Source organism: Oryzisolibacter propanilivorax (assembly GCF_900103645.1).
GTDB lineage: Bacteria > Pseudomonadota > Gammaproteobacteria > Burkholderiales > Burkholderiaceae_C > Melaminivora > Melaminivora propanilivorax.
The window spans coordinates 99,283-111,640 of sequence record NZ_FNHP01000001.1 but is presented as its reverse complement, the minus strand read 5'-3'; the positions used below and the strand labels follow the sequence as shown (position 1 = coordinate 111,640).

Genomic DNA, 12,358 nt, shown 5'->3' with positions numbered 1-12,358 from the left:
CGGCCTCCATCCACCACGCAAGGCACCGCTCCTCCCATGCAAGGCCACCCTCAGGTCATCGACTATTTCAACACCCTGCTGCGCGGCGAGCTGGCCGCGCGCGACCAGTACTTCATCCACTCGCGCATCTACGAGGACCAGGGCCTGCCGCGCCTGTACGAGCGCCTGAACCACGAGATGCAGGAAGAGACCCAGCACGCCGACGCGCTGGTGCGACGCATCCTGTTCCTGGGCGGGCTGCCCGACATGCGCCCGCGCGAGTTCACCTACGACACCAGCGTGCCCGAGATGCTGCGCAAGGACCTGGCACTGGAGTACGAGGTGCGCGCCGCGCTGCAGCAGGGCATGCAGCTGTGCGAGAGCCTGGGCGACTACGTCAGCCGCGACGTGCTGCTGGCGCAGCTGCGCGACACCGAGGAAGACCACGCCTACTGGCTGGAAAAGCAGCTGGGCCTGATCGACAAGGTCGGGCTGGCGAACTACCTGCAAAGCCAGATGGAGCCCGGCAACCCCGCTGCCGAGTGATCGTCGGGGACGCCACTGTCCCAGGTATGGAACGCTGCGACGCGTTGGCCACCCCTGGCAGTCGGCCATGGACGACCCCACGTACAGGGCATCCGAACCGCGCGAGCTGAACGCCGCGCCCGTCCACCCCCAGGAGCCCTGCCATGCCGAGAACCGTCACCGCCATCCATTCAGCCCCCGCCCCGCACTGGGTCGGCGACGGCTTTCCCGTGCGCTCGCTGTTCAGCTACGGCGACCACGGCCGGGCGCTGTCGCCATTCCTGCTGCTGGACCATGCCGGTCCGCACGACTTCGTCCCGGCGGAGCGCCCGCGCGGCGTGGGCGTGCACCCGCACCGCGGCTTCGAGACGGTGACCATCGTCTATGACGGCGAGGTGGCGCACCGCGACTCCACCGGCGCCGGCGGCACCATCGGCCCGGGCGACGTGCAGTGGATGACGGCCGCGTCGGGCATCCTGCACGAGGAGTTCCACTCCGAGGCCTTCACCGCGCGCGGCGGCCCGCTGGAGATGGTGCAGCTGTGGGTCAACCTGCCCGCGCGCGACAAGTCCGCGCCGCCCGGCTACCAGACGCTGCACGCCGCCGACATCCCCGAGGTGCCGCTGCCGGATGGCGCCGGCCGGGCACGTCTGATCGCCGGCAGCCTGCAGGGCCGCACCGGCCCGGCGCGCACCTTCACGCCGATGCAGGTCTGGGACCTGCGCCTGGCGGCGGGCGCGGGCGCCACGCTGCCGGTGCCGCAGGGCCATACCTTGGCGCTGGTGGTGCTGCACGGCAGCGTGCGCGTGGACGGCCGGCAGGCGCAGGCCGGCCAGCTGCTGGTGCTGGGGCGCGACGGCGACGCGGCGCGCATCGATGCCGTGGACGGCCCGGCCACCGTGCTGTGGCTGGCGGGCGAGCCGATCGACGAGCCGGTGGCGGGCTACGGGCCGTTCGTCATGAACACGCGCGAGGAGATTGCACAGGCCGTGGACGACTTGCGCAGCGGACGCTTCGGGCGCATCGCGCCGCAGCAGGGGCGGCCGGGCGCGCATTGACCGCCGGCTTGCCGTATGGCACAGAAGTCGCAGCCCAACCGTAGGCGCTGGAACCTGGCGCTTGCTGCTATGCAAAACATAGCTGCAAGCCCATATGTCGTATAGGCTGGAGGTCTGAAAGGCTTGAAACCCTTGTGACAGGGCGAGCCAGCCGGCCCGCCCTGTCCGTGGCTTCCTCAGTCCAGCAGCGACAAGTCGCGCACCGCGCCCTTGTCGGCGCTGGTCACCAGTTTGGCATAGGCCTTGAGCGCGGCCGAGACCTTGCGCGGGCGCGGCGCAGCGGGCTTCCAGCCGGCGGCGTCCTGCTCGGCGCGGCGGCGCGCCAGCTCGGCGTCGTCCACCAGCACGTCGATGGTGCGGTTCGGGATGTCGATGCGGATGCGGTCGCCGTTCCTCACCAGGCCTATGGCGCCGCCGGCCGCTGCCTCGGGCGAGACGTGGCCGATGGACAGGCCCGAGGTGCCGCCGGAGAAGCGCCCGTCGGTCAGCAGCGCGCAGGCCTTGCCCAGGCCCTTGGATTTCAGGTAGCTGGTCGGGTACAGCATCTCCTGCATGCCCGGGCCGCCCTTGGGGCCCTCGTAGCGGATCACGACCACGTCGCCGGGCTGCACCTGGTCTTCCAGGATGTGGTGGACGGCGTCGTCCTGCGACTCGACCACGTGCGCCGGGCCTTCGAAGACCAGGATGGACTCGTCCACGCCAGCGGTTTTCACCACGCAGCCGTCCAGCGCGATGTTGCCGTGCAGCACGGCCAGGCCGCCCTCCTTGCTGTAGGCGTGGTCGTAGCTGCGGATACAGCCGTGCTCACGGTCCAGGTCCAGGCTGGGCCAGCGCGCGTCCTGGCTGAAGGCGACCTGCGTGGGGATGCCGCCGGGGCCGGCCAGGTACAGCCGGTGCACGGCCTCGTCCTGGGTACGGGTGATGTCCCACTGCTCCAGCGCATCTTCCAGCGTCTTGGCGTGCACCGTGGGCACGTCGGTCTTCAGCTTGCCGGCGCGGTCCAGCTCGCCCAGGATGGCCATGATGCCGCCGGCGCGGTGCACGTCCTCGATGTGGTACTTGTCGGTGTTGGGCGCCACCTTGCACAGCTGCGGCACCTCCAGCGAGATGCGATCGATGTCCTTCATCGTGAACGGGATCTCCGCCTCCTGCGCGATGGCCAGCAGGTGCAGGATGGTGTTGGTGGAGCCGCCCATGGCGACGTCCAGCGTGATGGCGTTCTCGAACGCGGGCAGGCCCACCGAGCGCGGCAGGATGCGTTCGTCGTCCTGTTCGTAGTGCTGGCGTGCCAGCTCGACGATGCGGCGGCCGGCGCGCTTGAACAGCTGCTCGCGGTCGGCGTGTGTGGCCAGCAGTGTGCCGTTGCCCGGCAGCGACAGGCCCAGGGCCTCGGTCAGGCAGTTCATCGAGTTGGCAGTGAACATGCCCGAGCACGAGCCGCAGGTCGGGCAGGCCGAGCGCTCGACCTCGGCCACGTCGGCGTCGCTGACGTGCTCGTCGGCGGCCATGACCATGGCGTCCACCAGGTCCAGCTTCTTGGTGAAGCTGACCGTGGCCTGGCCGGGCACGGCCAGCTGGGCCTTGCCGGCCTCCATGGGGCCGCCGGAGACGAAGATCACCGGGATGTTCAGCCGCATCGCCGCCATCAGCATGCCGGGGGTGATCTTGTCGCAATTGGAGATGCACACCATGGCGTCGGCGCAGTGGGCGTTGACCATGTACTCCACACTGTCGGCGATGATCTCGCGGCTGGGCAGCGAGTACAGCATGCCGTCGTGGCCCATGGCGATGCCGTCGTCTACGGCGATGGTGTTGAACTCCTTGGCCACGCCGCCGGCGGCCTCGATCTCGCGCGCCACCAGCTGGCCCAGGTCCTTCAGGTGCACGTGGCCGGGCACGAACTGTGTGAATGAGTTAACCACCGCGATGATCGGCTTGGAGAAATCGGCATCCTTCATGCCGGTGGCGCGCCACAGCGCGCGGGCGCCGGCCATGTTGCGGCCGGCGGTGGAGGTCTTGGAACGGTATTCGGGCATCGTGGGGCACCTGGCAGGATGAACGGGGCGTAGGGCGAATCAGGCAGCACGGCCCGGCGGGATCGAGAGGCGGCCGCAGCGCCCGGGCGCCGGCCTCTTGAGCCGCGCGCGGGCAGGCCGACGATTATTACGCAGCACTCCGGTGACGGTGCCAGCGCGGGCATACTGGCGGGCCGGCCCGCGTCCCTGCCGGCGGCGCCATTGTTTTACCCTCCCCTGTACCCTCCCCCTCATGACACCGTCCAGCGTTCAGCGGCCCATCGGCGTGTTCGACAGCGGCATCGGCGGCCTGAGCGTGCTGGCGGCGCTGCGCACGCAGCTGCCGCGCGAGGACTTCATCTACCTGGCCGACAGCGCACACACACCGTACGGCGAGAAGGGCGACGCCTTCGTGATCGACCGCACCCTGGCCGTGGGACGGTGGCTGCTGCAGCAACACGGCATCAAGGCGCTGGTGGTCGCGTGCAACACCGCCACAGCCGCCGCGGTCGAGGCGCTGCGCGCGGCGCTGCCCGGGTTGCCGGTGGTCGGTGTCGAGCCGGCACTCAAGCCCGCCGCGGCGCACACGCGCACCGGTCTGGTAGGCGTGCTGGCCACGCGTGGCACGGTAACCAGCGCGCGCTTCGCCCGGCTGCGCGCCGGGCACGAGGACCAGACCCGGTTCATCGTGCAGGCCTGCGATGGCCTGGCGCAGGCCATTGAGGACGGCACGCTGGCGCAGCGCGCGGCAGAGGCCGGCACGCGCATCCAGGAGCTGTGCGCACGCTACACCCGGGCGCTTGGGCGCTTCGGCATGGCGCCGGGCGAGATCGACACGCTGGTGCTGGGCTGCACCCACTATGTGTTTGCACAGGCGCCGTTGCGCGCGCTCGTCGGCCCGCAGGTGCATATCATCGACAACGGGGCCGCCGTCGCACGGCAGACGCAGCGGCTGTTGCTGGCACGCCAGGCACTGGTGCCTGCAGCAACGGACGAAAGCGCTGGCGCTGCCGGCGGACGGGTCGTGCTGTGCGCCACGGGCGCACCGGATGCCCTGCGCGCGGCAGCCCGGCACTGGCTGGGGTTCCCGGACAGCTGCCCACTGCACAACGCCCGGATATGAAGCAAAACACCCCGCAGCCCTTATAGGGCAATGGGGTGCAGCTATACAAGTAGTAGCAAACGGCTGGCGTTCAGTGCAGATGCCGCGGCCGGCGGCCACCGCCATGGCCGCTGCCACCGGAACCACCCGGGCCGCGCGGCGGCTTGCCGATCTCCAGCGAGTTCACCAGCGCGTCGAAACGCTCGGAAAACAGCTTGTCGATCTCGGACACCACGCCGCCCAGCTCGGCGCCGTCGAAGTGGCGCTCCATCAGGTTCACCACGTCCTGCACCAGGATGTCGCGCTGCACCTGCATGATGGCCGCCGGCGTCGGGCCGACGAACAGCATCAGGAAGTCATCGCGCGCCTCCGCGTCGTCGTCGGTTTCCTCTTCCTCGTCGAACTCGGTGTCGTAGAACGTCACCTCGATGGCGGCGCCCTGCTCCGCCAGCTCATTCAGCCCCATGCACATGTCGTCCAGCGACTGGCGGAAGTCCTCGTCGCCGCGCACCGTCCAGCAGATCTGCAGCACGCGGTCCTTCGGGTCGAACTGGATGCCGGGCTCGTCCTCGTAGGCACTCTCGGCGCCGTCGGCCAGCGAACGCGCGCCAGCGTACTTCCACAGGGGTTTCAGCGCATCCTGCAGCTGGTCGAAGTCGACGCCCGGGCGCAGCTGCACCTGTCCGTGCACGTGGATTTCGAAAGGAGCGTTGTAATCTGACATGGTGAATCTCCTGGTGCCCCGGGCCGGGGTCGAACCGGCACGCCCCTTTGCAGGAAAGCGGCGGATTTTAAGTCCGCAGTGTCTACCAATTTCACCACCGGGGCACTGGCCCGCAGGGCGGGCCGACACAGGCCAGCGTAACGGCGCGGGCGCCTGCGTGCAATGCCGACATGCCTGGCAAACACCGGGCCGCGGCCAATAAAAAAGGGAAGCCGAGGCTTCCCTTTTTGAGAATATGGAGCGGGAAATCGGTCTCGAACCGACGACCTCAACCTTGGCAAGGTTGCGCTCTACCAACTGAGCTATTCCCGCATTGCTTTCCAGGCAACCAGTCCAAGGACCGGCACTTCGGAAAGACTGAAATTCTAGCACTGCTTTTTTGCCTGTCCGGTGAAGACCGACAAAATTTTCTTCTTCTTTTTTTGCCTGCCCATCAAGGGTAGACAGCCGTGACTGGAGGCGCGGGCCGGAGTCGAACCGGCCTCAACGGATTTGCAATCCGACGCATAACCGCTTTGCTACCGCGCCAAACCTGGGGCCACTGTAAAAAAGGGGAGCCTGAAAGCACCCCTTTTTCACGAAAGCTGGAGCGGGAAATCGGTCTCGAACCGACGACCTCAACCTTGGCAAGGTTGCGCTCTACCAACTGAGCTATTCCCGCGTTTACCGAAGCCTCACATTCTACAACGCTCTGGCATCGATGGGGCGAAGTTTAACGCATTTTTGGGCCACTTCCAGACAATGCGTCAAATTCTTGCGCGTCAGTGCGGTGCGGCGCCTGCCCCGGCAGCGGGCACCGGCCGTGCGGCGAGCGCCTGTTGCTGCTGCTGGGCGGCCACTTCCTCGTCGGTCAGTGGCACGGGCTTGCGCTCCAGCGCCACCGACAGCACCTGGTCGACCCACTTCACCGGCACGATCTCCAGCCCGCTCTTGACGTTGTCCGGAATGTCCTGCAGGTCCTTCACGTTCTCCTGCGGAATCAGCACCGTCTTAATGCCGCCACGCAGCGCCGCCAGCAGTTTTTCCTTCAGGCCACCAATGGCGGTGATCTCGCCGCGCAGGGTGATCTCGCCGGTCATGGCCACGTCGGCGCGCACGGCGATGCCGGTCAGCGCCGAGACGATGGCCGTGGCCATGGCCGCGCCAGCGCTCGGGCCGTCCTTCGGCGTGGCGCCGTCCGGCACGTGGATGTGCAGGTCGCGCTTGTCGAAAGCCTCGTCCTTGATGCCCAGCATGCGCGCGCGGCTGCGCACCACCGTGCGCGCGGCCTCCACGGACTCCTTCATCACATCGCCCAGCGACCCCGTGCGCGTGATGGTGCCTTTGCCGGGCATGGTCGCCACCTCAATGGTCAGCAGGTCGCCGCCCACCTCGGTCCAGGCCAGGCCGACCACCTGACCGACTTGGTTGTCGTGCTCGGCGCGGCCAAAGGTGTACTTGCGCACGCCAAGATAGTCGTGCAGGTTCTCGGGCGTGACCTCGACGGGCGGTGTGGCCTGCTTGAGCTGCATCGCCTTGACCACCTTGCGGCAGATCTTGGACAGCTCGCGCTCGAGCGAGCGCACACCGGCCTCGCGGGTGTAGTAACGCACGATGTCGCGCACGGCGGCCTCGGTCACCTCCAGCTCGCCGGCGCGCACGCCGTTGTTCTCCTTCTGCTTGGGCAGCAGGTATTTCAGCGCGATGTTGGTCTTCTCGTCCTCGGTGTAGCCCGACAGGCGGATGACCTCCATGCGGTCGAGCAGCGCCGGTGGGATGTTCATCGAGTTGGATGTGGCCACGAACATCACGTCCGACAAGTCAAAGTCGACCTCGACGTAGTGGTCGCCGAACTTGTGGTTCTGCTCAGGATCCAGCACCTCCAGCAGCGCACTGGACGGATCGCCGCGGAAGTCCGTGCCCAGCTTGTCGATCTCGTCTAGCAGGAACAGCGGGTTGCGCGTGCCGACCTTGTTCAGATTCTGCAGCACCTTGCCCGGCATAGCGCCGATGTAGGTGCGGCGATGGCCGCGGATCTCGGCCTCGTCGCGCATCCCGCCCAGGGCCATGCGCACGTACTTACGCCCGGTGGCCTTGGCGATCGACTGCCCCAGCGAGGTCTTGCCCACGCCCGGCGGGCCGACCAGGCACAGGATGGGCGCCTTGAGCTTGTCCACGCGCTGCTGCACGGCAAGGTATTCCAGGATGCGGTCCTTGACCTTCTCCAGGCCGTAATGGTCCTCGTTGAGCACGTCCTCGGCCAGCGCCAGGTCGTGGCGCACCTTGGTCTTCTTGCTCCAGGGCAGGCCGACCAGCACGTCGATGTAGTTGCGCACCACCGTGGCCTCGGCCGACATGGGGGACATCAGCTTGAGCTTCTTCAGCTCGGCCTCGGCCTTCTTACGCGCCTCGGCAGGCATCTTGGCGGACTTGATCTTCTTTTCGATCTCTTCCAGATCGGCGCCGTCCTCGCCCTCGCCCAGCTCCTTCTGGATCGCCTTGACCTGCTCGTTCAGGTAGAAGTCGCGCTGGTTCTTTTCCATCTGGCGCTTGACGCGGCCACGGATGCGCTTGTCCACATTCAGGATGTCGACCTCGCGCTCGAGCTGTTCGAACAGGTTCTCCAGGCGCTCCTTGACGTCGGCCAGGCCCAGCACGACCTGCTTGTTCTCCAGCTTCAGGGGCAGGTGCGCGGCGATGGTGTCGGCCAGGCGGCCCGGATCGTCGATGCTGGCGATTGAGGTCAGGATCTCCGACGGGATCTTCTTGTTCAGCTTCACGTACTGGTCGAACTGCTGCATCACCGCGCGGCGCAGCGCCTCGACCTCGCTGGTCATCTCGGCCGCATCGACGGGCAGCGGGCGCACGCTGGCAGTGAAGAGCTCTTCGCCCTCCTCCACCTGCACCACGGCGGCGCGCTGCTGGCCCTCGACCAGCACCTTCACGGTGCCGTCCGGCAGCTTCAGCATCTGCAGGATGGTGGAGACGCAGCCGACCTCGAACAGGTCGTCCACCTGCGGCTCGTCCTTGGCAGCGGTCTTCTGCGCCACCAGCATGATGCGCCGGTCGGCTTCCATGGCCTGCTCCAGCGCCTTGATGCTCTTGGCGCGTCCGACGAACAGCGGAATCACCATGTGGGGGAAGACCACCACGTCGCGCAGGGGCAGCAGCGGCAGGTCGATGGGGGTATCGGGCAGGGGGGTGAGTCCGGACATTGCGATCCTTGAAAAACTTCCTGGCATATGGGCCGGAAGCGGATGGTTTCAACCCGGCACGCGTGGCGCGCCGGGGTTCGCCGGGCTGCAGCAGGCAGGCGGGCCGCCAGGGCCCTTCGGTCAGGCCTTCTTGGCGGCTTCGCGGTAGACCAGCAGCGGCGCCTTGTCTTCATCAATGGTTGCCTCGTCGACCACCACCTTTTCCACGTTGCTGGCGTTGGGCAGCTCGTACATGGTGCCGATCAGCGCATGCTCCAGGATGGAGCGCAGGCCGCGCGCGCCGGTCTTGCGGGCAATCGCCTTGCGCGCGATGGCCTTGAGGGCCGCCGGGCGCAGCTCGAGGTCCACGCCCTCCATGGCCAGCAGCTTGCTGTACTGCTTGGCCAGCGCGTTCTTGGGCTCCGTCAGGATCTGCACCAGCGCGTCCTCGTCCAGCTCGGCCAGCGCCGTGACCACCGGCATGCGCCCCACCAGCTCGGGGATCAGGCCGAACTTGATCAGATCCTCGGGCTCGATGTCCTGGAACAGCTCGGTCAGCGAGCGCTGCGACTTGGAGCGCACCGCGGCGCCGAAACCGATACCCGAGGCCTCGGTGCGTGCCTCGATGACCTTGTCCAGCCCGGCAAACGCGCCGCCGCAGATGAACAGGATGTTGGTCGTGTCGATCTGCAGGAAGTCCTGGTTCGGGTGCTTGCGCCCGCCCTGCGGCGGCACGCTGGCCATCGTGCCCTCGATCAGCTTGAGCAGCGCCTGCTGCACGCCCTCACCCGAGACGTCGCGGGTGATGCTGGGGTTGTCGCTCTTCCTGCTGATCTTGTCGATCTCGTCGATGTAGACGATGCCGCGCTGGGCACGCTCGACCTCGTAATTGCAGCTCTGCAGCAGCTTGCTGATGATGTTCTCGACGTCCTCGCCGACGTAGCCCGCCTCGGTCAGCGTGGTGGCATCGGCCATGACGAAGGGCACGTCCAGCTGGCGCGCCAGGGTCTGCGCCAGCAGCGTCTTGCCGGAGCCGGTGGGGCCGATCAGCAGGATGTTGCTTTTGGACAGCTCGACCTCGTCCTTGCCGGCCTTTTCCTTGTGCCGCAGACGCTTGTAATGGTTGTACACCGCCACTGCCAGCGTGCGCTTGGCCTTTTCCTGGCCGATGACGTAGCTGTCCAGGTTGGTCTTGATCTCGCCGGGCGTGGGCAGGTCATTGCGTGCATCGCGCGTGCCGTCGGCAGCGGCAGGCAGCTCGTCACGGATGATCTCGTTGCACAGGTCGATGCATTCGTCGCAGATGAACACGGACGGTCCGGCGATCAGCTTCTTCACCTCGTGCTGGCTCTTGCCGCAGAAGGAGCAGTACAGGGTCTTTTCGCTGGATGAGCCTTTTTTCTCGGCCATGGATAGAAGTGCCTCGCGACAATGAAAACTGGGGTCTGCAGGGATGATAGCGAAATAAAAACGGCGTTCCCCGTGCGGGAAACGCCGCCTGCCGGCGCAAAAACGCCCACGTCCAGGTGGAAATCAGGGACGTTTGGCGATGACCTGGTCAACGATGCCGTAGTTCTTGGCCTCGTCGGCGGTCATGAAGTAGTCGCGCTCGGTGTCGGTCTTGACCTTCTCCAGCGGCTGGCCGGTACGCTCGGCCAGGATGCGGTTCATCTGGTCCTTGGTGCGCAGGATGTCGCGCGCGTGGATCTCGATATCGGTCGCCTGGCCGCGGGCGCCGCCCAGCACCTGGTGAATCATGATCTTGGAATTAGGCAGCGAGAAGCGCTTGCCTTTGGCGCCGGCAGCCAGCAAAAACGCGCCCATGCTGGCGGCGAAGCCGCAGCACAGGGTGGACACGTCGGGCTTGATGAACTGCATGGTGTCGTAGATCGCCATGCCGGCCGTGACGCTGCCGCCGGGGGAGTTGATGTAGAACGAGATGTCCTTGTCCGGGTTCTCGCTTTCCAGAAACAGCAGCTGCGCCACCACCAGGTTGGCCGTCTGGTCGTTGACCTCGCCCACCAGGAAGATCACCCGCTCCTTGAGCAGGCGCGAGTAGATGTCGTAGGACCGCTCGCCGCGGCCCGATTGCTCGATGACCATCGGGACCATGCCCAGGCCTTGGGTTTCCAGAGCGCTCATATCGTTCTCCAAACTGTTCGGTTCTGTTGTCTGACGCACCAACGCAAATGGGGCCTGTGCCGCCCGGCACAAGCCCCATCGAGGCTTCCCGCCAGCGGCAGGAGGCACCAGGGCATCAGCCCTGCTGGCCCATCAGCTCGTCGAAGCTGACGTCCTTGTCAGTGACCTTGGCCTTGCCCAGGATGTAGTCGGTGACGTTGTTCTCGATGACCACCGCCTCGACCTCGCCCAGGCGGTTGCGGTCGCTGTAGTACCAGCGCACCACGTCCTCGGGCTGCTCGTAGCTGGCGGCCAGCTCGTCGATGTGCGCCTTGATCTGCTCGGGCTTGGCCTGCAGGTCATTGGCACGCACCAGCTCGGCGACCACCAGTCCCAGGCGCACGCGGCGCTCGGCCTGGGGACGGAACACATCGTCCGGGATCTCGGCCTTGTCGGCATCCTTCAGGCCGCGCTGCTTCAGGTCGGCGCGGGCAGCATCGCGCAGGCGCTCGATCTCCGCCTGCACGGCGGCGTTGGGCAGGTCCAGCTCGGCCTTGGACAGCAGTGCGTCCATGGCGGCCTGCTTGTTGCGCGACTGCAGGCGGAATTTGACCTCGCGCTCCAGGTTCTTCTTGATGTCGGCGCGCAGGCCATCGACGGTGCCGTCCTCGATGCCCAGCGACTTGGCCATCTCGTCGTTCACCTCGGGCAGGTGCGCGGCCTCGATGTTCTTCACGGTGACCATGAAGTCGGCCGTCTTGCCGGCCACATCCTTGCCGTGGTAGTCGTCCGGGAAGGCCAACGGGAAGGTCTTGCTCTCGCCGACCTTCATGCCGCGCACGGCGTCCTCGAACTCCTTGAGCATCTGGCCTTCGCCGACCAGAAACTGGAAGTCGTCGGCCTTGCCGCCGGCGAACGGCTCGCCGTCGATCTTGCCTTCGAAGTCCACGGTCACGCGGTCACCGTCCTCGGCCGGGGTGCCGGCGGCGCGCTGCGCGAACGAGCGGCGCTGCTTGCGCAGGATGTCGATGGTCTTGTCGATGGCCTGCTCGTTCACCTCGGCGGAGAGCTTCTCCACCTCGGCCTCGCCCAGCTCGCCAAGCTTGACTTCTGGGAAGACTTCGAAAACCGCGTCGAAAGCCACTTCGCCCTCGGGTGCGCCGTCCTTTTCGGTGATGCGCGGCTGACCGGCCACGCGCAGCTGCGCCTCGTTGGCGGCTTCCGAGAACGCCTGGCCGACCTTGTCGTTGAGCACCTCGTACTGCACCGAGTAGCCGTAGCGCTGCTGCACCACGCTCATCGGCACCTTGCCGGGACGGAAGCCGTCCATCTTCACGGTGCGGGCCAGGCGCTTCAGGCGCGCGTCCACTTCGCTTTGGATCGAGGCAAGAGGCAGGCTCAGCGTGATCTTGCGCTCGAGCTTGTCCAGGGTTTCAACGTTAACGGCCATGGTGCTTCCTAGTGTGATGGGGGTCCGTGACGGCGGCAGCGCCGGCGCCGCCTTGCGAAAAATGCCGGTCACGTGGTGCGCGGGGGGGGACTCGAACCCCCACACCCTTGCGGGCGTCAGGACCTAAACCTGGTGCGTCTACCAATTTCGCCACCCGCGCGGTTTTGTCGCCACCCGGATGCACCGGCCTTTGCAAGGCCCCGGCGCACCC

The 12,358-nt window shown here is 66.8% G+C and carries 9 protein-coding genes and 5 tRNA genes; 3 read left to right on the top strand and 11 right to left on the bottom strand.

Translation table 11 applies throughout. The annotated features are described in order from the left end of the window. Nucleotides 1-36: 36 nt before the first annotated feature. Together bfr and BLQ61_RS00490 are read left to right on the top strand one after the other, a co-directional pair. On the top strand, nt 37-525 hold the full coding sequence (bfr, locus tag BLQ61_RS00495) for a bacterioferritin (RefSeq protein WP_091565345.1): 489 nt from the start codon (nt 37-39) through the stop codon (nt 523-525). Between the two features lie 143 nt (nt 526-668). After that, nucleotides 669-1,562, top strand: coding sequence for a pirin family protein (locus BLQ61_RS00490; RefSeq protein ID WP_091565343.1), 894 nt, complete (start codon nt 669-671; stop codon nt 1,560-1,562). A gap of 176 nt (nt 1,563-1,738) precedes the next feature. On the opposite strand, the gene ilvD is transcribed toward BLQ61_RS00490, so the two are convergent. Beyond that, nucleotides 1,739-3,598, bottom strand: a complete 1,860-nt coding sequence (ilvD, locus tag BLQ61_RS00485) for a dihydroxy-acid dehydratase (RefSeq protein ID WP_091565340.1) — start codon at nt 3,596-3,598, stop codon at nt 1,739-1,741. A gap of 232 nt (nt 3,599-3,830) precedes the next feature. On the opposite strand from ilvD, the gene murI reads away from it, so the two are divergent. Then, nucleotides 3,831-4,700: a glutamate racemase gene (gene murI, locus BLQ61_RS00480; protein ID WP_091565337.1), complete on the top strand. Its 870-nt coding sequence runs from the start codon at nt 3,831-3,833 to the stop codon at nt 4,698-4,700. A gap of 70 nt (nt 4,701-4,770) precedes the next feature. Here the strand turns inward: murI and BLQ61_RS00475 are convergent, their stop codons facing one another. From BLQ61_RS00475 to BLQ61_RS00430, 10 genes are all read right to left on the bottom strand, one after another. Then, nucleotides 4,771-5,403 (bottom strand): DUF6806 family protein, encoded by a 633-nt coding sequence (locus tag BLQ61_RS00475; protein WP_091565333.1) that lies wholly within the window; start codon nt 5,401-5,403, stop codon nt 4,771-4,773. A gap of 11 nt (nt 5,404-5,414) precedes the next feature. Next, nucleotides 5,415-5,507, bottom strand: a tRNA-Leu gene (locus tag BLQ61_RS00470). 132 nt (nt 5,508-5,639) lie between these two features. Further along, nucleotides 5,640-5,715 (bottom strand) — tRNA-Gly (locus BLQ61_RS00465). A gap of 142 nt (nt 5,716-5,857) precedes the next feature. After that, nucleotides 5,858-5,931: transfer RNA gene (locus BLQ61_RS00460), tRNA-Cys, on the bottom strand. Nucleotides 5,932-5,988: 57 nt separating this feature from the next. Then, nucleotides 5,989-6,064: transfer RNA gene (locus BLQ61_RS00455), tRNA-Gly, on the bottom strand. A 100-nt stretch (nt 6,065-6,164) separates the two neighbouring features. After that, nucleotides 6,165-8,597: an endopeptidase La gene (lon, locus tag BLQ61_RS00450; RefSeq protein WP_091565330.1), complete on the bottom strand. Its 2,433-nt coding sequence runs from the start codon at nt 8,595-8,597 to the stop codon at nt 6,165-6,167. A 120-nt stretch (nt 8,598-8,717) separates the two neighbouring features. After that, a complete protein-coding gene (clpX, locus tag BLQ61_RS00445) occupies nt 8,718-9,986 on the bottom strand; it encodes an ATP-dependent Clp protease ATP-binding subunit ClpX (RefSeq protein ID WP_091565327.1) in 1,269 nt (422 codons plus the stop codon). 123 nt (nt 9,987-10,109) lie between these two features. After that, entirely contained in the window at nt 10,110-10,718 is a 609-nt protein-coding gene (gene clpP, locus BLQ61_RS00440) for an ATP-dependent Clp endopeptidase proteolytic subunit ClpP (protein ID WP_091566418.1), read from the bottom strand. A 115-nt stretch (nt 10,719-10,833) separates the two neighbouring features. Further along, nucleotides 10,834-12,147 carry a trigger factor gene (gene tig, locus BLQ61_RS00435; protein WP_091565324.1) on the bottom strand — a complete coding sequence of 438 codons (1,314 nt, stop codon included), beginning with the start codon at nt 12,145-12,147 and terminating at the stop codon, nt 10,834-10,836. Nucleotides 12,148-12,220: 73 nt separating this feature from the next. Then, nucleotides 12,221-12,307, bottom strand: a tRNA-Leu gene (locus BLQ61_RS00430). Nucleotides 12,308-12,358: the final 51 nt, after the last annotated feature.